The organism is Sinorhizobium sp. 7-81 (genome assembly GCF_030124405.1).
In the GTDB taxonomy this organism is placed as follows: Bacteria; Pseudomonadota; Alphaproteobacteria; order Rhizobiales; family Rhizobiaceae; genus Sinorhizobium; species Sinorhizobium psoraleae.
This window is the reverse complement of sequence record NZ_JASKLT010000001.1, coordinates 438595-458977: the sequence shown is the minus strand read 5'-3', so window position 1 is coordinate 458977 and position 20383 is coordinate 438595. Positions and strand designations below refer to the sequence as shown.

Here is a 20383-nt window from a genome sequence, read left to right as displayed (position 1 = left end):
GACGCTGTAAAAGCTTCATCTTCGACGGAGAGGAAGATCGGGAGGGATTTTTCTTCGCCGTGAGCACGGCCGGTCACTGGCGACCAGAGGGAGAGAGATCATGGCGGAAGCAAGCGCGCAGCAGGCGGGTTCCAATACAGGGAAAATCTGGCTCAAGTCCTATCCGCCAGGCGTGCCGGCCGAAATCGGCCCGTTGCCCTACCGCTCGATCGGCGAGTTCTTCGATCATGCGGTGGCGCAATATTCCTGGCGCCCGGCCTTCACCTGCATGGGCAAGTCGCTCACCTTCGCCGCTCTCAACACGCATTCGGCCGCGATCGGCGCATGGCTGCAATCGCTCGGCCTGGCCAAGGGTGATCGCGTCGCAGTGATGCTGCCGAACATCCTGCAGAATCCGGTCATCGTCTACGGCATCCTTCGTGCGGGCCTGACGGTGGTCAACGTCAATCCGCTTTATACGCCGCGCGAGCTCGAGCACCAGCTCGTCGATGCCGGCGCCAAGGCGATCTTCGTGCTCGAGAACTTCGCGCACACGGTCGAGCAGGTCGTCGCCCGTACGGCCGTCAAACACGTGGTGGTCGCCAGCATGGGCGACATGCTCGGCGTCAAGGGAGCAATCGTCAATCTCGTCGTGCGGCGCGTCAAGAAACTCGTGCCCGACTGGTCGATTCCGGGACATATCTCCTTCAAGACCGCACTTGCCAAGGGTGCGAAACTGAGCCTCACGAAACCCCATCTGGCGCCGTCCGATGTCGCCTTCCTGCAATATACCGGCGGCACCACCGGCGTCTCCAAGGGCGCCACCCTCACCCATTCCAACCTTTTGTCCAACATGGCGCAGATGGAGCTGTGGCTGGAAACCGCCTTCCGGCGCAAGGCGCGCCCGGAAAACCTCACCTTCATGTGCGCGCTGCCGCTCTATCATATCTTCGCGCTCACGGTGAATTCGCTGATGGGCCTCTCGACGGGCGGCAACAACATTCTCATCCCCAACCCGCGCGACATTCCCGCCTTCGTCAAGGAACTCGGCAAGTACCGGACGAATATCTTCCCTGGGCTCAACACGCTGTTCAACGCGCTGATGAACAACGCCGAATTCAAGAAGCTCGACTTTTCGTCGCTCGTGCTGACCTTTGGTGGCGGCATGGCCGTGCAGCGGCCGGTCGCCGAGCGTTGGCTGGCGATGACCGGCTGCCCGATCCATGAAGGCTACGGGCTTTCCGAGACCTCTCCGGTCGCCACCGCCAACCGGCTCGATACAGGCGATTTCACCGGCACGATCGGCATGCCGCTCCCCTCCACCGAGGTCGAGATTCGGGACGAGGACGGCAACACGCTGCCCGTCGGCGACATCGGCGAAATCTGCATCCGTGGCCCGCAGGTCATGGCCGGTTACTGGCAACGGCCGGACGAGACGGCCAGGGCGATCTCGCCGGACGGCTTTTTCCGCACCGGCGACATCGGTTTCATGAACTCCGAGGGGCTGACGAAAATCGTCGACCGCAAGAAGGACATGATTCTCGTTTCCGGCTTCAACGTCTTCCCGAACGAGATCGAGGAAGTCGCGATAACCCACCCGGGCATCCTCGAATGTGCCGCCATCGGCATCCCCGATCCGCATTCGGGCGAGGCCGTGAAGCTCTTCGTGGTGCGCAAGGATCCCGATCTCACCGAGGCGGAGGTCAAGCGCCACTGCGCCGCCAACCTCACCAACTACAAGCGGCCGAGACACGTGGAATTTCGCACCGAGTTGCCGAAGTCGAATGTCGGCAAGATTCTGCGCAAGGATTTGCGCGGGTAGACCGCGTTCGCCCCCCAAAAGCCGGGGAAAGCCCCTCATCCGGCCTGCCGGCCACCTTCTTCCCGCAGGCGGGGCGAAGGAGACTCGCGGCGCCGCCTTAGTCCCCTCTCCCCGCCCGCGGGGAGAGGGCTAGGGTGAGGGGCAATCCACGCTAGCTAGAAACCGCTGCGCGCTTCATGGCTGACGCTGCGAAGGCGGGCCCGCCGGTTGGCTTTTTTCGCTGCAGCGCACACATGCCCTTGATTTACCGCAAACAAACCGACTAGCTATCGCAGCCAATTTCCGATGCAAGGAGCCTGCGATGAAAGCGCTTGTCGAACACCTGAAAGCCACTGCACGCGAGACCAATGCAACCGACATTCGCGCCGCCTTCGCGGCCGATCCGAACCGCTTCTCCCGCTTCAGCACCACGCTCGACGACCTACTCTTCGACTATTCGAAATGCTCGATGAACGACCGAATTCTGGACGGGCTCGAAGCGCTCGCCAAGGCGGCGAAGGTCGAAGAGAAGCGGGACGCCATGTTCCGCGGCGACGTCATCAACATGACCGAGGGCCGCGCCGTGCTGCACACGGCGCTCAGGAACCGCAGCAACCGACCGGTCCTCGCTGACGGCAAGGACGTGATGCCCGACGTCAACGCGGTACTCGACGCGATGGGTGCCTTTGCCGACGGCGTCCGTTCGGGTGCTTTGAAGGGCGCCACCGGCAAGGAGATCACCGACGTCATCAATATCGGCATCGGCGGCTCCGACCTCGGCCCAGTGATGGCGACGCTGGCGCTCAGCCCCTTCCACGACGGTCCACGGCTGCATTTCGTTTCCAACATCGATGGCGCGCATATCGCCGACACGTTGAAGCTCGTCGATCCGGAAACCGCGCTCTTCATCGTTGCCTCGAAGACCTTCACCACAATCGAGACGATGACCAATGCGGCAACTGCCCGCGCCTTCATCGCCGACAAGCTCGGCGAAGCGGCGGTCGGGCATCACTTCGCGGCGGTGTCCACTGCACTCGACAAGGTCGCGGCCTTCGGCATCGACCAGGCCCGCGTCTTCGGCTTCTGGGACTGGGTTGGCGGACGCTACTCGATCTGGTCGGCAATCGGCCTGCCGCTGATGATTGCGATCGGCAAGGAAAATTTCGGCCGCTTCCTCGACGGCGGCCACGCGATCGATGAGCATTTTCGCACAGCGCCGCTGCGTCAGAACATTCCGATGCTGCTCGGCCTGATCGGCTTCTATCATCGCAACGTGCTCGGCTATCCGTCGCGCGCGATCCTGCCCTACGACCAGCGCCTTGCGCGCTTCCCGGCCTATCTGCAGCAACTCGACATGGAATCGAACGGCAAGGGCGTCACGATGGACAGCACACCGGTCGAATTCTCGACCGGTCCGGTCGTTTGGGGCGAACCGGGCACCAACGGCCAGCACGCCTTCTACCAGCTGATACACCAGGGCACCGACATCATCCCGGCCGAATTCATGATCGCTGCCAATGGCCACGAAAAGGACCTGCGTCACCAGCACCAGCTGCTGATGGCAAACTGCCTGGCGCAGTCGGAAGCCTTGATGAAGGGCCGCACGCTTGCCGAAGCCAAGGCGCAGCTCACGTCGAAGGGAATGGATGACGCCAAGGCCGACAAGATCGCCCCGCACCGGGTCTTCACCGGAAACCGGCCGTCTCTCACCTTCGTCTACGACCAGCTCGATCCCTTCGCGCTCGGTCGCCTGATCGCCCTCTACGAACATCGCGTGTTCGTCGAAGGTGCGCTCTTCAACATCAATTCCTTCGACCAATGGGGCGTCGAGCTCGGTAAGGAATTGGCCACCGGATTGCTGCCGGTGGTCGAAGGCAAGGAAAGCGCCGAGGGCCACGATTCCTCGACCGCCGGCCTTGTTGCAGCCTTGCTGAAGGCCGCGCGTTGACCAAATAAAAGGGCGCCAGCGATGGCGCGCCCCTTCAGCTTTCAGGAATCCGCGCCGAGAGGCGGGACGCCCCGGAAAAGCTCACAGTCCGATTTCGTATTGCCACGGCGGATTTGCGCCGGCGCGCGAGACGGTAACGGCCGCGGCCTTGGCGCCCAGCGCCAGAGCCTGACGGACTGCCGCGTCGCTGAGATTTGCCACGTTGTTCTTGGTCAGCAGGTTGTTGAGCTTCAACGACGCCAGCACGCCGGCATCAAAAGTATCTCCGGCACCGACCGTATCGACGACCGTCACCCGTTCACCGGCGACTTCGACCTTGTGGTTCCTGGTATAGCCAACCGCGCCGTCGGCACCCTTGGTGATCAGCACCAGCTTGGGGCCGCGCTTCAGCCATTCGGCAGCAAGCTCGTCATGACTGCCTTCCATGCCGAACCAGGCGAGGTCCTCATCGGAAAACTTGATGATGTCCGACATTGCCGCCATGCGGTTCATGCGGCCGAGATGCGCCTCGCGATCCTTGATGAAGCCGGGACGGATGTTCGGGTCGAAGGAGATCACACGCTTTTCGTGCTCGCGCATCATCAAGGCTTCGTAAGTCGAGCCGCACGGTTCGGGAATGAGGCTGATCGCGCCGAAATGCAGAGCCTCGCAGAAATCGCCGAGCGCCGGTAGGTGGTCCTTGGTGATCATCCGTCCGGCGGTGTTCTCGTCGAAGAAGGCGTAGCTCGCGTGACCATTGACGAGCTTCACGAAGGCAAGCGTCGTGTGGAGCGGCAGGATCGCGCAAGGGCCGAAATCGACATTCGCGGCCTTGAGCGTAGCGCGCAGGATATCGCCGAACATGTCGTCGGAAAGGCCGGTGAAGAAGCCGGTCGGGATGCCGAGCCGCCCGAGCGCAATGGCGGTATTGAAGATCGCTCCGCCGGCATAGGGCGCAAAGGCGCTCTCCCCGGCCGCCGTGTCGCGCGGCAGCATGTCGATCAAGGCTTCCCCGCAGCAAACGATCATCCGCATTTCCTCCCTTAACGACCATTCTTTCGATTATTCAATCGATTTAAATCAGTTCTCTCGCCAAAGCCAGCGGAAAGCTCACTGGGCCGCGAGCGCGCTGACGCCGCCGTTGCGACCGGACCAGGCGAGCGGGGCGTTGAGGAAGGCTTCGACCTCGTTCAGCGTCTTGTCGTCGAACAGCGCCTGCTTGCGGGCAACCGCCAATACGTTGCGCCAGGTGGCGATGAAGTGCAGGTCGACGCCCTTGGATTTCATATTGCCGCGCGCTTCCGGGAAGATGTCGTAGTAGAAGAGCGCGATGCCGTGGTCGACCACACCGCCGGCCGCGCGGATCGCATCGATGAACTTGAACATCGAACCGCCGGCGGTCGTCAGGTCCTCGATGACCAATACACGCGCGCCTTCCGGCATATGACCTTCGATCTGTGCATTGCGGCCATGGCCCTTCGGCGCCTTGCGCACATAGATCATCGGCAGGCCGAGGCGCTCGGCAAGCATGGCGGCGAAGGGGATGCCGGCCGTCTCGCCGCCGGCGACCACGTCGAACTGCTCGAAACCGGCCTCGCGGAGGATCGTCGCGGCGGCGAAATCCATCACGGCAGAGCGGATGCGCGGATAGGAGATCAGCTTACGGCAGTCGATATAGACAGGGCTCGCCATGCCGGAGGAAAGCTTGTAAGGCTCGTCGGCACGAAAATGCACCGCCTTGATCTCCCAGAGCATTTTCGCGACCAGTTCAGCCATCACCGCCTTGTCGGTGAACGCGTTGGAAAACATCAATCTCTCCTTCCTGGCGTGACCCCGAAAAGCGGGGCCGGTTTTCGGATTCAGTCACGCGGCAAAACAACCCACCAATCAGACGACGGCCCAATAAAGCGGGAACATCGGATCGAAAACGGTGACCGTGCCGGCCTCGGTCTCAACCTTGGCCGGATAGCGGACCGGCTGTTCCTGCTTGCGCAGCGTGATCCTTTCCTCGTTCACCGGCAGGCCGTACCAGGAGGGACCATTCAACGATGCGAAGGCCTCCAGACGATCAAGCGCCCCCTCCTCTTCGAAGACATGGGCAAGGCAGCTCATGGTATTGATCGAAGTATAGATGCCGGCGCAACCGCAGGCGCACTCCTTCAGCGGATCGACATGGGGCGCGGAATCGGTGCCCAGGAAGAAGCGTGCATCCCCGGACGTCGCCGCTGCGCGCAGCGCCAGGCGATGCTTCTCGCGCTTGGCGACCGGCAGGCAGTAGTAATGCGGCTTGATACCTCCGACGAGGATGGCATTGCGATTGATGATCAGGTGGTGGGTCGTGATCGAGCCGGCGAGATTGGCTTTGGACCCGTTGATGTAGTCGACACCATCCTTGGTCGTTACGTGCTCCATCGTGATCCGAAGCTCGGGCAGGCGCCGGCGGAGCGGGTCGAGCACGGTTTCGATGAACACCGCTTCGCGGTCGAAGATATCGACATCGGCGGTCGTCACCTCGCCGTGGACGCAGAGCGGCAAACCGATTTCGGCCATGCGCTCCAGCACCGGCATGGCTTTCTCGATGTCGCGAACGCCGCTGTGCGAGTTGGTCGTCGCTCCTGCCGGATAGAGCTTGACCGCCTTGACGAGGCCACGCCTGTGGCCGGCCTCGACGTCGTCCGGGTCGGTGCCTTCGGTCAGATAGAGCGTCATCAACGGCTCGAACCGATCCTCCGTGGGAACGGCGGCGAGAATGCGCTCGCGATAGGCGGTAGCATCGGCGGTGGTCACGACCGGCGGCACCAGGTTGGGCATGATGATGGCGCGGGCAAAGTGGCGGCTCGTGTCCGCGATCACGCCGCGCAGCATGCCGCCGTCGCGCAGGTGAAGGTGCCAATCGTCCGGGCGGCGGATAACGAGGTCTTGCATGGTCAGCGTTCTCCCGATGCTCGCGTCCGATCGGCGCGAGCGGCGCGCTGGCCGGTCGATGCGCTCGATGAACGGGACTTCATGTGGTGAAACCGCGCCTCGATATCATCATTGCGCCGCAAAACACAATGGTGATTCGAAAAGTGCAGAGCGGGATGCGTGCGGAAAACTGCGCACACTTTTCCTCATCCCGCTCCGAGCCCACCCCTCAGAAATCCCGAATGACGAGGCTGGCCGGCCGGCGGCTGCCTATAACGCGCCGGGCATTCGGGATATCGTTGCCGAACGCCTTCACCCTCGCGGTCTCGTCGTCATAGCCGTGATCGTACCAGCGTTTCAGCAATCGCTGCTCGACCATATCGAGGCCGGGATCGATGAAAATCGAAAGGTCGAAGGCCCCTTCTAGTCTGTTCCACGGCGCTTCGTCGAGCATCAGATAGTTGCCTTCGACGACAACGATGCGCGTTTCCGGCGCGATCACTCGCGCAGAGGCGATTGCCAGCTCGCGCGAGCGGTCGAAGATCGGCACGAGGACTTCGCCGTCGTTGGCGCGAACGGCAGTGAGCGTCGAAAGAAACGACCTGAAGTCGAAGGTTTCGGGCGCGCCCTTGCGGGCAAGCAGTCCTTTTTCTTCGAGAACGGCATTGTCCATGTGGAAGCCGTCCATCGGCAGTACCGCCGCCTTCTCGCCGACTTCCGCTAGAGCCTCGGCAAGCGCTTCAGCGAGCGTCGATTTGCCGGCGCCCGGTGGACCGGCTATGGCAACGATGAAACGGGCGGCGCCGACCGCCCGCTGGAGGATCTCATCCCTCAGGGCATGCAGATTCATGCGGCAAGGGCCTCGCCAGGCGGCGCCTTGGCACCGGTCATGAAGGCCACCGCATCCGACATGGTATAGTCCTTCGGATTGATGACGCAGAGCCGCCGGCCGAGGCGGTGGATGTGGATCCGGTCCGCCACCTCGAAGACGTGCGGCATGTTGTGCGAGATCAACACGATCGGCAGACCGCGGCGGCGAACGTCGAGGATCAGTTCCAGCACCCGCCGGCTTTCCTTGACGCCGAGCGCCGCCGTCGGTTCGTCCATGATCACCACCTTGGAACCGAAGGCGGCGGCGCGGGCGACGGCGACCCCCTGGCGCTGGCCACCCGACAGGGTCTCCACCGCCTGGTTGATGTTCTGGATCGTCATCAGGCCGAGTTCGGAGAGCTTTGCCCGCGCTTGTTTTTCCATGGCCGCACGATCCAGCGAGCGGAACCACTTGCCCATGATGCCGGGCTTGCGGATCTCTCGGCCGAGGAACATGTTGTCGGCGATCGATAGCGCCGGAGACAGGGCGAGATTCTGATAGACCGTCTCGATACCGGCCTTCCTGGCTTCCATCGGCGAGCGGAAATGGATCGGCTGGCCCTCGAGCCGGATCTCGCCCTCGTCAGGGGTGATGGCGCCGGAGATCGCCTTGATCATCGTGGATTTGCCGGCGCCGTTGTCGCCGATCACGGCCAGGATTTCGCCCGGGTAGAGATCGAAATCGGCGTGGTCGAGAGCGGTCACGCGACCGTAGCGCTTGACGAGACCGCGGGCGGTGAGAATGGGTTCCTGTGCCATCAGGCTGCTACCTTTCTGATCCACTGGTCGATTGCAACGGCGAGGATGATCAGCAAGCCGATCAAGAGATAGGTCCATTGCGGATCCGTGCCCATGAGGCGAAGTCCGAGCGAGAAGACGCCGACGATCAATGCGCCGAAGAGCATGCCGAGAATGGAGCCGCGACCGCCGAAGAGCGAGATGCCGCCGATCACCACGGCGGTAATCGATTCGATATTCGCGAACTGGCCTGCCGTCGGCGAGACCGATCCGATACGGCCGATCAGGGCCCAGCCGGCAAGCGCGCAGATGAGACCCGAGAGCGTGTAGATGGTGACGAGCATACCCTTGACATTGACGCCAGCGAGCTTGGCCGCCTCGGGGTCGTCGCCGACCGCGTAGACATAGCGCCCCCAGGCGGTGCGGTTGAGCACATACCAGAGCAGGGCCACGAGAAGCACCATGGCGACGACGCCGTAGGTGAAGACGGCATTGCCGATACGGAAATTCTGACCGAAGAACTGCAGGATCGGCGCGTTGTTGGAAATATCCTGGGCGCGGATCGTCTCGTTGGCGGAATAGAGGAAGTTGGAGGCGAGCACGATCTGCCACATGCCGAGCGTGACGATGAAGGGCGGCAGCTTCATGCGCGCAACGAGCGTGCCATTGATGAAGCCGCAGAGCGCCCCGATGCCGAGACCGCAGAGAACGGATAGTGTTGGTGGCAGGCCGTAGCGGAAGGTGAACTGCCCCATGATCACCGATGACAGCACCATCATGGCGCCGACCGAAAGATCGATGCCCGCCGTCAAGATGACGAGCGTCTGCGCGGCACCTACGATGCCGACGATCGCCACCTGCTGCAGGATGAGCGTCATCGTGAAGGCGGAAAAGAACTTGCCGCCGAGGATGGCGCCGAAGGCGATCAGCGACAGAACCAGCACGATCAACGGTACGGCGGCCGGACTTGAATGAAGGAAATGCTGCAGCTTCTGAAGCGGCGTCTTGTCGTGCGTATCGAAGGACGCCACCTCCGTCGAACTGTTGACCAGGACCTTTTCGAATTCCTGGGATGATTGTGCGGCTGTGTTTGGCTCGCCCATGGAGACTCCTCCCGTGAACCCCACTCCCAAGGGGGGTGCATTGCTGCCGGATGCGGCCCCGCCGATGATTTCGGCGAGTTTCAGCAATCTCTAAAAACTGCGCAGGTTTTCCGCGCCATGTCAAAGATCTCGGCGCTTATGCGAAGGGCGGCCGGGGCCGCCCTTCCCTGTACATGGTCACCGGATCGCCGAGGTAATCAACCCCAGCACTTATCCGTGCCGACCTTGGTGTCGATCGACTCGACGCCTGAAACCGGCTTGTCGGTGACGAGCGAAACGCCGGTGTCGACGAAGTCCTTGCCCTCGGTCGGCTTCGGCTTTTCGCCGGTGTCTGCGAATTTCTTGATCGCCTCGATGCCGAGCGCGGCCATCATCAGCGGATATTGCTGCGACGTCGCGCCGATGACGCCGTCGGCGACGTTCTTGACGCCCGGGCAGCCACCATCGACGGAAACGATCAGCACGTCCTTTTCGCGGCCGACGGCTTTCAGCGCCTCATAGGCACCAGCGGCGGCCGGCTCGTTGATCGTATGCACGACGTTGATGGTCGGATCCTTCTGGAGGAGGTTCTCCATAGCGGTGCGGCCACCCTCTTCGTTGCCGTTGGTGACGTCGTGGCCAACGATGCGCGGGTCGTCCTCGTCACCGATCTTGTTCGGGTCCTTCGGGTCGATGCCGAAACCGATCATGAAGCCCTGGTCGCGCAACACGTCCACGGTCGGCTGCGAAGGTGTCAGGTCGAGGAAGGCGACCTTGGCATCCTTGGCGGCGTCGCCCAGCGTCGCGGCCGCCCACTGGCCGATCAGCTTGCCGGCGAGCAGGTTGTCCGTTGCGAAGGTCGCGTCAGCGGCATCGAGTGGCTCAAGAGGGGTGTCGAGCGCGATGACAAGCAAGCCGGCCTCACGAGCCTTCTGCACCTGCGGCACGATGCCCTTGGTGTCGGACGCCGTCAGCAGGATGCCCTTGGCACCATCGGCAATGCAGGTCTCGATTGCCGCGACCTGGCTTTCGGAATCACCGTCGATCTTGCCTGCGTAGGACTTCAGCGTCATGCCGAGTTCCTGGGCCTTGGCGGTGGCGCCTTCCTTCATCTTCACGAAAAAGGGATTGGTGTCGGTCTTGGTAATGAGGCAGGCCGAAACGTCGGCGGCCTGCGACGGCGAAGCGAAGGCAACTCCGAGCGCCAGTGCCGCAAAGGCAGCGGAAAGAACAGTTTTCTTCATGTAATCCTCCCAAGGATTGAAAAACGTGCCGGCATCCCGGCTTCGGGCTTCGTCGCCGCAGCATTCTCCTCCTGCGGACGGCGCTTCCGAAGGTAAGTCAAACACCAAACTTTCTGGGTGTCAATAAATAAATCAAATTGAATTATTATTCCGTTGTGGCATTCTTAGGCACGGGACGAGCTTGGAGGAACCCCGGACCGTCCGGCAAATTGACAGATCGACCTGAAGTGGAAACAACAGATTCGCGCCAAGCGAGCATCTACAGCGCCTCGCTCCGATCAGACGCGCAAGGACCGCTGTAGAACTTTGAATTTGCAGCGTGATTTTCCCTCAAATCGGTTCCCGATTTAAGGAATCATGCAATGTGCCAACGGGAGGAGACGGTGGCATGTCGATAACACACGATTCCCGCGGGGGATCGACGCAACCGGATGTGGTCGACCCAAGCGGCGGAGCGAACCAGACCCGCGTGCGCGCCTATAACGAACGGCTCGTCATGTCGCTGGTCCGCCGCCACGGCAGCCTCTCGAAGGCGGATATCGCCCGACGCTCCGGCCTTTCTGCGCAGACCGTCTCAGTCATCATGCGCGCGCTCGAGCGCGATGGCCTCTTGATCCGCGGCGCCCCGGTACGTGGCCGCGTCGGCCAGCCCTCGATCCCGATGCGCCTCAATCCGGATGCGGTCTACTCGTTCGGCGTCAAGATCGGCCGCCGCAGCGCCGACCTGGTGCTGATGGATTTCGTCGGCAATATCCGGCTGCATCTGCATCAGATCCACACCTATCCGCTGCCCCAGGATCTCGTCACCTTCATCGTCGGCGGCATCGAAAAGCTCGAGCGGCAACTCGCGCCCGAGCAGCGCGCGCGCATCGCCGGCGTCGGCATTGCGACCCCCTTCGAACTCTGGAACTGGGCCGAGGAAGTCGGCGCGCCGCGGGAGGAGATGGATCGGTGGCGTGATACGAACCTGCAGGCGGCCGTGGCCGCGCGGATACCCCATGCGGTTTTTCTCCAGAACGACGGAACGAGCGCCTGCGGAGCGGAACTCGCCTTTGGCGTCGGCTCCAGCTATCCCGATTTCGTCTATTTCTACATCGGCTCGTTCATCGGCGGCGGCATCGTTCTCAACTCCGCCCTCTTTTCCGGGCGGACCGGGACCGCCGGAGCCGTCGGCCCGTTGCCGGTCTCGGGCAAGGATGGCAAATCCACACAATTGCTGAAGATCGCTTCGGTCTTCGTGCTTGAAAACCTGCTGCGCGAGCGCGGTATCGATCCGCAGCCGCTCTGGTATTCCGCCGATGACTGGATCGACTTCGGCGAACCGCTGGAAATCTGGATCCAGGACACGGCCGCGGCCCTTGCCCAAGCCGTGGTCTCCGCCGCCTCGATCATCGATTTCTCGGCGGCAGTCATCGATGGTGGTTTCCCGCCCTGGGTTCGGGCACGCATCCTTGCGGCGACGCGCCGGGCGCTGCAAACGCTCGACCTGCAGGGCGTGACGGTTCCGGATCTCGTGGAAGGCGCCGTCGGAAGCCACGCCCGCGCGATCGGCGGGGCAAGCCTCCCGCTGTTTTCCCGCTATCTCTTGGACACCAATGTCCTTTTCAAGGAGCTTAGTTGATGCTGAAAGGAATAAACCCACTGCTCGGCCCGGAACTTCTCTCGGCGTTGAGAGCAATGGGGCACGGTGACGAGATCGCGCTCGTCGACGGCAATTATCCGGGCGAGGAACACGCGCGTCGCCTGGTTCGCCTCGACGGACATGGCCTCATCCCGGTGCTCGATGCGATCCTGAGTGTTTTGCCGATCGACGATTTCGTACCCGAGGCGATCTTCCGCGCCACTGTCAAACAGGACAAACATGCGCTCGACCCGGTGCATCGTGAAATCATCGAATGCTGCGGCAAGCATGAGCCGACACGCAACGTCGTGCCGCTGTTGGGCGCCGATTTCTATCCACGTGTAAAGGCGGCACACACGGTGGTGCAGACCAGCGAGCCGCGCCTCTACGGCAACGTCATTCTGCGCAAGGGCGTCATTTACCCCTAGGTTCATTTCATCGTTTCATTGAAACGACACAATTCCGGACGGAAAGCCGTTACGCACTTTTTCTGGAATTGCTCTAACAACACGCCACAATGCAAAAACCCGCCGGAGCGGCCGGCGGGTTTCTTCGCGTTTTTCGGAAACTTTCCCTCACGCCTTATGCGGTGGCGAGGACCTTTCCAGTGCGGGCGTCGACCGAAAGGGCGCCCGGACCGAAGGCGGCGAGCACGAGGAAAGCACCGGCGATCGTGATGTTCTTCATCATCATGATCTGGTTGAAGACGGTCAGCAGGCCGTTGGCAGCCGGCGGAAAGTCCGGAACGTTGATGGGGCCGCCATGGAAGACGAAAGCGGTGACCAGGCAGAATGCGGCGAGCAGATAGGACGCGATGCGCGTCTGAAAGCCGACGAGGATTGCGAGACCGGCAACGAGTTCAAACAGGCCGGCGAGATAGGCGAGCGCGGTTGCGGCCGGCCATCCAGCGCCGGTGATCATGCCGGCGGTTGCCGTCGGATCGGTCAGCTTGCCGAAACCCGACATGATGAAGATGATCGAAAGGAGAATGCGCCCAATAAGGACGATGACATTCTGAGACATGCGCGAGGCTCCTGATTGGAAATTTGTTAGAGGGAGAAATATCAGCATTTTCAAAAACATCTAGCCGCACAACCGGCGACAGATCGTTCACAATCGGGAGACAGATACGATTTATCGTCAACCGATGCTTTGAAACCACGCCCGTGCCGACCGCTTCCCACGGCCGCCAGCGCCTTCCATACAGTCTTTTTATGTTGCAACGACGGAAGGACTGGGCGAAGAATTTCGACGCGTTGCAAGGGGACGCGTACGGGGAGATCTCATGACCGAAGTCAACAGGAGTCCCGCCTTCTGGCGATCCTTTCCGATTTTCGAGGAGTTCGACAAGGAGACGCTGACGGAACTCGCCGGCATCGCCACGTACCGAAAATGGCCCGCGGGCACCGTCATCTTCCAGCGCGGCGACGACGGCAACTACATGGTCGTCGTGGTTTCCGGCCGCATCAAGCTTTCGCTGTTCACGCCGCAGGGCCGCGAACTGATGCTGCGCCAGCACGAGGCAGGTTCGCTCTTCGGAGAAATGGCCTTGCTCGACGGACAGCCGCGGTCGGCCGATGCGACGGCGGTCACCGCAGCCGAAGGCTACGTGATCGGCAAGAAGGCCTTTCTCGATCTCATTACCCATAGGCCACAGATCGCCGAAGCGGTGATCCGCTTTCTCTGCGCGCAGCTCCGCGATACGACGGAGCGGCTGGAAACGATTGCGCTCTATGACCTCCATGCCCGCGTTGCCCGCTTCTTTCTTGCAACGCTCAAACAGATCCACGGCCAAGAGCTTCCGAGCAGCGCCAATCTGCGCCTGACCTTAAGCCAGACCGATATCGCCGCCATTCTCGGTGCGAGCCGGCCAAAGGTGAATCGCGCCATTCTGTCGCTCGAGGAATGCGGTGCGCTGAAGCGCGCGGACGGCATCATTTGCTGTAATGTAGATAAACTGCTGAGCGTCGCCGATCCCGAGGAGGGCTAGGTCGGTTGAGCGCGCAACGCCGCCACTATCGCGTCACCCCGCTCCTCGGCGGGATCATCGCAAGCCTGGCGGTGGCGCTGCTTCTCTATCTCTACGGCGAAACCGTTTTCAAAACCCCACGCGAACTTTTCTTCGACAATCTCACGCAGTGGGTGACCTCGCCGCGGTCGCCGGACATCACCGTGGTCGATATCGACCGCAAGGCCCATGAAGCGCTCGGCTCCGGAAACTGGGACCGGGCGGCCACGGCCGCGCTGATATCGCGGCTCTCCACGGCGGGAGCAAAGGCGATTGCGGTCGACTTCGTCTTCAGTACCGAATGCGAGCCCGACTCCGCCGGCAACATCGCGCTTGCTTCCGCGATTGCAAATGCACCCGTCGTTCTGGGCTTTCTCGCCGCCGACCGTGCCTTGGAGCATCCGCGCCCCGTTCCTCCGCTCGCCCTGCGACGCAGGCTTGCCGTTCCCGACCTGTGGTTCATCGCGGGGGCAGAAACATCCTGCCCGCAATTCATGGACCGGTCCAAGGCGGCCACTGCCGGCTTTCTCGTCGGCGACGAGGACGCTCGCGTGCGGCGCGCGCAGGCTTTTGCGATCCTCGGCAACGACGCCTATCCGGCGCTCGGGATTGAAGCGGGAAGGCTCGCGGCCGGGAGCAGCACCCCGGTGCTCGGCGGCGAACCTGCCTGGCTACGGCTCGATCATGCAATCATCCCCCTCGACACGGCGGGCAACCTGCGTTTCGTGGCAAGCTCGGACGGTGCGATTGCCGCGCGGACGCTCTCGGCCGCCGACATCATGGCAAACACGGTCGACAGAAGCCGTCTCGCGGGCAAACTGGTCTTTATCGGCAGCAGCATGCCGAGTCTCGGCGGGCTGAGACCCAGCGCCTCGATGCCGCTCGAGCCTTCGGTACAGATCCACGCCGACATCGCCAATGCCGTCATGACCGGCTTCGTTCCCTATCGGCATGACGGGCTGCCATTCGCCGAAGCCTTGTTCAGCCTTGCAGCCGGCACGATCGCAGCCTTTGGCGCCATCCGACTTCGGCCGCACGCGACACTCGCCCTCGGCCTCCTCGCGCTGCTCTTTGTCGTTGTCAGCGCCGGCGCGATTTACGCGGCAACAGGCTGGCTCGTCGATGCAGTCGGTATCGGGGCAGCGCTGGTTTCAGTGCTCGTCGTAACGAGTGCGCTGCAACTTGCCCACGTACGCCGTGCGGAGGCGATCGCCCGGCAGAAATTTTCGCAATATCTGCCCCAGTCCGTGGTGGCGCGCTACATAGACGAGCCGAATGCCGGACGCGTGGCCGGCGAGGAGCGCATCGTCACCGCGCTCTTCACCGATATCGAGGGGTTCTCGACGCTCGCCCACAAGCTCGGCCCTCGCGAACTCGTGGCTTTGCTCGACATCTATTTCGCGGAAGTGAACGCGCTGGTCTCCCGCCATGGCGGCATGGTCGACAAGGTGGTCGGCGACGCGGTGCATGCGCTTTTCAACGCTCCGGAGGACCTCGACGATCACGTCAACAAGGCGATCGAATGCGCCGTGGCGATCCACGCATTGACCGAAGAGATGCGTCAGCGGCCGCAATTTGCGAAAAACGGTTTCGGCAGGACCCGGATCGGCGTCGAAACCGGCCCCGCGATCCTCGGCGAGGTGGGCGCAGGAGGCAAGCTCGACTACACCGCGCATGGCAACGCGGTTAACCTGGCCGCCAGGCTTCAGGACGCGAACAAATTCCTTGGAACGGCAATCTGCATCGGACCGGCGGCCGCGGCGCAAACGGGCACGCCGCTTCGGGCGCTTGGACGCCACGATATCCGCGGCTTCGGGCCGATGGAACTTTTCACGGTCGCTGACCGGCCATCCCAGGCGGAATGAGAGCGGGGCCGTTAGAGGATTTCATAGCATCCTTGAACCAGTGAAATCCTCTAACTCCTTGAAACCACGCAATTCCGGACGAAACCGTTCCTTTACGGCAACCCGACGCTCGCATAGGCTTGCCGGATGCGGGCCTGCCCCCAATTCGTCGGTTCCGAGGGTGCGGCACCGGGCCGGTCGAAGTCGACGCCCTGGCCGGCCGTAACCGTGCGCGTCACACCACCACCCTCGACGGACACGGCCCCGCGCTCCACGAAGACGGCAAAGGCCGCCCGGCTCGGGCCGCAGAAGAACTTCGTGCCGCGCACGCCGATCATCCCGAAAGCCGTGCGCACCGCCACGTCCACCTTGGAAAGCCCTTCCGGCCGGTCGAAAACCATCCGGCCGAGACCGAGCTCGAGCGTGCCGCCCTGCTCGGCGATGAAACTGTCGATCAGGAGTTCCGTCTGCGGGCCGAGCAGGATGCGCGTCTCGCTGAGCGCGAGATCGGCAAAGCTGTTGGTGCTCGTCAGGACATAGTCGTTGTCGAGAACCGAGCCGCCGACGGCCAACCGCGCCTCGTCCTCTCCCTGCCGACGGCGAACGTTGCCGCGAATCTTCTCGGCCTTGCCGACCACCGAATTGGTGGCCGCATTCCCCAATCGGCTGGCCATGGCTGCCAGCATCAGGCCGCCGACAAAAATTCGCCTTTTCACATGTATCTGCCGCATCGGCCTTGCCCGCTGCCCTCTCGCAACGCTCCCTGTTCGAGCCTCCGGCGCCTCCGAAGATAGCCGCACGCATCGGCGATGCAAGACGCATCTCGTCTTTGGCCGGCGCCGATGCTCAGCCAGACACTCGCCGTCCAACCCGGATCATTGCTGTTTCCCGAGGAACAGGTGTCGCATCGCGACGGCCCTACGTTCAAGGTAGTACGAGGGAGACCATGATGGACAACCGGATCAATCAGAGCGTTCGCATCGCCAATGTTTTTCAGCTGGCGGTCATCACGCTCCTTTCATTTGCTACGATCGCGCTTCCCGCGGCGCGTGCCGCCGATCTGACTGCCGCCGAACAATGCGACCGGGAAGCGGGGAGCGAATTCGACCTGGAACGAAACAGATCGTTCCCGGCAGTCGACACGGAGGACATCCGGATCGGCATCGCGCTTTCTGCTTGCCGCGAGGCCTATAACCAGAATGGCAACGCGCGGGTGCAGTTCCAGCTCGCGCGCGTTCTCGACAGGGCTGGGCAGAAAATACAGTCGCGCCGAATTCTGGAGGAAGCCGCGCACAATGGCCATGCGCTGGCCAGGGTGAATTACGGTGCCCTGCTCGCCGAGGCCGGCGAAGTGGAGACGGCATTCAACCTCTACCAGCAGGCGGCGGCAGCCGGGAACATCCTCGCCGCCTACAATCTCGGTGTCGCCTATCGCGACGGCGTCGGCACCATCGCCGACGGCGCGCTGGCAATCCGCTGGTTCGAACGGGCGTCGCTGGCAGGCGACGATGTCGCCGCGTTCAACCTGGCGGTAATGCTGGATGAAGGCACGGCCGTGCCGGAAGACAATCTCGGGGCGGCAAAATTCTACGGTCTCGCCGCCCGGCGCGGCAATGTCGATGCGATGGTCAATCTGGGCTTGATGTTCGAAAGCGGTGAAGGCGTGCGGCGCAATCCCGCCGCCGCACAGGACCTGTTCAGGCAGGCGGCCGACCGCGGCGATCCGCTTGGCCAGCAAAAGCTCGACCCGATCGCCACGGGCAGCGTCCTTCAAGCTGCCATGGTGGCAAAGATGGACCGGCGCAAATGACGAAACCATTTAGGCGCGGTTACAGCGCCGCGGGATCGGGTCTCACCGGATCTCGCCCGCCTGCGGCCCCCAGGTATCGGTCAGCGCAAAACCTTCGGCGAGCGGATCGAACGGATCGAGCGCCACCTGATGGAGGCCGAAGGTCCAGCCCCGGCCGGAGATGGTCGGAATGATTGCCGGCCTGCCGGCGACCGTCGTAACGCCTTCGAGCCCCACCTCGAACTCCGAGCCGATGATCGATCGGGATTTCAGGATGTCGCCGGGCTTCACTTGGCCGCGCGCATGCAGCGTTGCGAGGTTTGCCGAACTGCCGGTGCCGCAAGGAGAGCGATCGACACGGCCCGGCCACATCGTCGTGCAGGTTCGGACCGTTCCATCCGCCTCGGTGTCCCGGAACATCACGTAGGCGACGCCGCTGATTTCGGGGATCTCGGGATGGACGACCGGGATCGTGCGGTTGACGAGGTCCTTGAGCAGCATGCCGGCTTCGACGATCCGCCGCGCGTTCGCCTTTTCGATCGTCGTGCCGATCTGGCGGACGTCGACCAGCGCGTAAAAAACGCCGCCAAAACAGAGATCCAGCTTGATGCGGCCCCATTCCGGCGTCTCGATCTCGACGTCCAACTCCTGCACGAAGGAGGGCACCATGGTGAGCTTCACCCTTTCGCACCGTCCGTCGCGGCAGGTGGCGGTCGCCTTGACGAGACCAGCTGCGGTGTCGAGAATCACGACGGTTTCCGGCTCCTTCATCTCTATCATGCCGGATTCGAGTAGCGCGGTCGTCACGCAGATCGAATTGGATCCGGACATGGCATGGGCCTGATCCGCCTGGAGGATGATGAAGCCGGCATCCGCTTCCGGCCGTTTCGGCGGCACGAGCAGGTTGACCGAGCCGATCGATCCGGAACGCGGCTCAAGGCAGAGGAACCGGCGCAGCCTGTCGTCGACCGTATTGATGTGGTTCAGCTGTTCGGCGACCGTGTTTCCCGGGATCTTCGGCACGCCGCCGATCGCCACCTTACCGATCTCGCCCTCGCAATGAACATCCAGCAACTGGATCGTGCGCTTCCATCTCATGAAGTATCTCCGGATATCGCGTCTGCCGCCGTTTACCGCATTCAATCCGGTGCCGGCGCTCGTCTGATATATCAGACCCGGTAACGATGCATACAGCCTCCGCGTTTCGACCGCAAGACGGGCGACGACGTAGCCGGATTGCAGCCCCGCGTCGCCTACTGTTCATTCACCCAAAGATGCCGCTTGACGGCCGCGCGCCAGCGCGGGAGCGTGAAAAGCGGGAGCATCACTGGAACGCGCATGACGAAGTTCATCATCTTCACCGACCTGCACATGGTTCCCGAAGGCATGACGATTATCGGGCTCGATCCCTATCGGCGGCTTGCCAACGGGATCGCTCACGTCAACCGCTATCATGCCGATACGGACTGCGTGATTTTTGCCGGGGACCTTACGCACCGGGCCGACCGCCCGTCCTACGAACGGCTGAAGGCGCTCGTTGGCGAACTCGTCCCGCCGGCGGCGATGATGATTGGCAATCACGACCGGCGCGAGGTTTTCCTGGATGTTTTTTCCGACGCAACAACTGACGAGAACGGCTTCGTCCAGCAGGCGATCGATTTCGCCGATTGCCGCGCCGTTCTGCTCGACACGCTGTTTGCGCCGCCCTACGACTACCCCGTGAGCCATGCTGGCCACCTTTGCGAACGACGCCTTGCGTGGCTCGATCGGCAACTCGGCGAGGCGGGCGACCGGCCGGTGCTGATCTTCATGCACCATCCTCCGCATGTGACCGGCTTCACCGGCATCGACATGATCCGCCTGATCAACGGGCAGGAATTCTATGCCCTCGCGGAGCGCCACGGCAATGTGCGCCACATCATCGCCGGCCATGTTCATCGCACGATCAGCGGCTCGAGCCGCGGCATTCCGTTCTCGATCTTCAAGAGCCCGGTTCATCAGCAGCCCATGCCCTTCGATACGCCGGACGCTTCGCTCTCCGTCGACGAACCGGCGGCCTATGGCATCGTTCTGGTCACGGATGACGGCGTCCTCGTCCACACGGAAGACTACGAAATTGCCCGGCGCGATGCGGCGATGGCGTAACAGCCATTTCGACGCCACCGCCTTCATGTTAGGCTGGGCCATGAGCCATTCCGTTTCATCCAGCCAGGATTTCGATTGCCAGAGTTGCGGCGCCTGTTGTGCCTATTCGGCCGATTGGCCGCGCTTTTCGCTGGAAACCGACGAAGAGCTCGATCGCATTCCGGCGGAGTATGTCGCTGCCGACCTCGGCGGCATGCGTTGCGAGAACGACCGCTGCACGGCGCTTGACGGCACGCTTGGACGTTTCGTCGCTTGCAAGATCTACGCGGTGCGACCGATCGTGTGCCGAACCTGCATGCCGGGCGACGACGAATGCCTGATGGCGCGTGCACGGCATTTCGGCGCTGCCGCCTGACTACAGCGCCGCGCGTCTTATCAGACGCGCAAAGGACGCTGTAGCACTTTGAATTGCTGCGTGTTTTTATCCTTAA

19 protein-coding genes and 1 pseudogene are annotated in these 20383 nt (G+C 62.5%); 10 read left to right on the top strand and 10 right to left on the bottom strand.

The window, feature by feature from the left end; genetic code table 11:
- Nucleotides 1–100: 100 nt before the first annotated feature.
- Together QN224_RS02220 and pgi are read left to right on the top strand one after the other, a co-directional pair.
- Entirely contained in the window at nt 101–1801 is a 1701-nt protein-coding gene (locus QN224_RS02220; RefSeq protein ID WP_173511028.1) for a long-chain fatty acid--CoA ligase, read from the top strand.
- A 301-nt stretch (nt 1802–2102) separates the two neighbouring features.
- Entirely contained in the window at nt 2103–3728 is a 1626-nt protein-coding gene (pgi, locus tag QN224_RS02215) for a glucose-6-phosphate isomerase (RefSeq protein ID WP_283975381.1), read from the top strand.
- An 81-nt stretch (nt 3729–3809) separates the two neighbouring features.
- Here pgi and QN224_RS02210 read toward each other — a convergent pair whose 3' ends face one another.
- From QN224_RS02210 to QN224_RS02180, 7 genes are all read right to left on the bottom strand, one after another.
- Nucleotides 3810–4736 (bottom strand): carbohydrate kinase, encoded by a 927-nt coding sequence (locus QN224_RS02210; RefSeq protein ID WP_283975380.1) that lies wholly within the window; start codon nt 4734–4736, stop codon nt 3810–3812.
- Nucleotides 4737–4817: 81 nt separating this feature from the next.
- The gene (locus QN224_RS02205; RefSeq protein ID WP_283975379.1) at nt 4818–5516 is read right to left on the bottom strand and encodes an orotate phosphoribosyltransferase; all 699 of its coding nucleotides are present in this window, start codon (nt 5514–5516) and stop codon (nt 4818–4820) included.
- 78 nt (nt 5517–5594) lie between these two features.
- Nucleotides 5595–6632: a dihydroorotase gene (pyrC, locus tag QN224_RS02200; protein ID WP_283975378.1), complete on the bottom strand. Its 1038-nt coding sequence runs from the start codon at nt 6630–6632 to the stop codon at nt 5595–5597.
- Nucleotides 6633–6840: 208 nt separating this feature from the next.
- Nucleotides 6841–7461: a nucleoside triphosphate hydrolase gene (locus QN224_RS02195; RefSeq protein WP_283975377.1), complete on the bottom strand. Its 621-nt coding sequence runs from the start codon at nt 7459–7461 to the stop codon at nt 6841–6843.
- Complete coding sequence (locus QN224_RS02190; RefSeq protein ID WP_283975376.1) at nt 7458–8240, bottom strand: ATP-binding cassette domain-containing protein; 783 nt, start codon at nt 8238–8240, stop codon at nt 7458–7460. The genes QN224_RS02195 and QN224_RS02190 overlap by 4 nt, the downstream gene beginning before the upstream one ends.
- Nucleotides 8240–9322: an ABC transporter permease gene (locus QN224_RS02185; RefSeq protein ID WP_173511035.1), complete on the bottom strand. Its 1083-nt coding sequence runs from the start codon at nt 9320–9322 to the stop codon at nt 8240–8242. Before QN224_RS02185 ends, QN224_RS02190 begins: the two co-directional genes overlap by 1 nt.
- A 197-nt stretch (nt 9323–9519) precedes the next feature.
- Nucleotides 9520–10545, bottom strand: a complete 1026-nt coding sequence (locus tag QN224_RS02180; protein ID WP_173511036.1) for a sugar ABC transporter substrate-binding protein — start codon at nt 10543–10545, stop codon at nt 9520–9522.
- A gap of 388 nt (nt 10546–10933) precedes the next feature.
- Between QN224_RS02180 and QN224_RS02175 the strand changes: the two genes are divergently transcribed.
- Complete coding sequence (locus QN224_RS02175) at nt 10934–12166, top strand: ROK family transcriptional regulator (protein WP_283975375.1); 1233 nt, start codon at nt 10934–10936, stop codon at nt 12164–12166.
- Entirely contained in the window at nt 12166–12594 is a 429-nt protein-coding gene (locus QN224_RS02170) for an RbsD/FucU family protein (protein WP_173511038.1), read from the top strand. Before QN224_RS02175 ends, QN224_RS02170 begins: the two co-directional genes overlap by 1 nt.
- A 154-nt stretch (nt 12595–12748) precedes the next feature.
- Here QN224_RS02170 and QN224_RS02165 read toward each other — a convergent pair whose 3' ends face one another.
- Complete coding sequence (locus tag QN224_RS02165; RefSeq protein ID WP_283975374.1) at nt 12749–13189, bottom strand: DoxX family protein; 441 nt, start codon at nt 13187–13189, stop codon at nt 12749–12751.
- Between the two features lie 262 nt (nt 13190–13451).
- Between QN224_RS02165 and QN224_RS02160 the strand changes: the two genes are divergently transcribed.
- Nucleotides 13452–14156, top strand: coding sequence for a Crp/Fnr family transcriptional regulator (locus QN224_RS02160; RefSeq protein ID WP_173511040.1), 705 nt, complete (start codon nt 13452–13454; stop codon nt 14154–14156).
- A gap of 5 nt (nt 14157–14161) precedes the next feature.
- Entirely contained in the window at nt 14162–16039 is a 1878-nt protein-coding gene (locus QN224_RS02155) for an adenylate/guanylate cyclase domain-containing protein (RefSeq protein WP_283975373.1), read from the top strand.
- A gap of 92 nt (nt 16040–16131) precedes the next feature.
- Here the strand turns inward: QN224_RS02155 and QN224_RS02150 are convergent, their stop codons facing one another.
- On the bottom strand, nt 16132–16749 hold the full coding sequence (locus QN224_RS02150) for a FecR family protein (protein WP_283975372.1): 618 nt from the start codon (nt 16747–16749) through the stop codon (nt 16132–16134).
- Nucleotides 16750–16967: 218 nt separating this feature from the next.
- Here QN224_RS02150 and QN224_RS33830 point away from each other — a divergent pair.
- Together QN224_RS33830 and QN224_RS33825 are read left to right on the top strand one after the other, a co-directional pair.
- Nucleotides 16968–17513, top strand: a pseudogene (locus QN224_RS33830) (sel1 repeat family protein); the annotation flags it as partial.
- A complete protein-coding gene (locus QN224_RS33825) occupies nt 17490–17828 on the top strand; it encodes a tetratricopeptide repeat protein (protein ID WP_336621102.1) in 339 nt (112 codons plus the stop codon). The pseudogene QN224_RS33830 and the gene QN224_RS33825, both read left to right, overlap by 24 nt.
- Nucleotides 17829–17870: 42 nt before the next feature.
- Here QN224_RS33825 and QN224_RS02140 read toward each other — a convergent pair whose 3' ends face one another.
- On the bottom strand, nt 17871–18905 hold the full coding sequence (locus tag QN224_RS02140) for a proline racemase family protein (protein WP_283975370.1): 1035 nt from the start codon (nt 18903–18905) through the stop codon (nt 17871–17873).
- Between the two features lie 240 nt (nt 18906–19145).
- On the opposite strand from QN224_RS02140, the gene QN224_RS02135 reads away from it, so the two are divergent.
- Complete coding sequence (locus tag QN224_RS02135; protein ID WP_269278685.1) at nt 19146–19952, top strand: phosphodiesterase; 807 nt, start codon at nt 19146–19148, stop codon at nt 19950–19952.
- A 40-nt stretch (nt 19953–19992) separates the two neighbouring features.
- Nucleotides 19993–20307 (top strand): YkgJ family cysteine cluster protein, encoded by a 315-nt coding sequence (locus QN224_RS02130; protein WP_269278687.1) that lies wholly within the window; start codon nt 19993–19995, stop codon nt 20305–20307.
- Nucleotides 20308–20383: the final 76 nt, after the last annotated feature.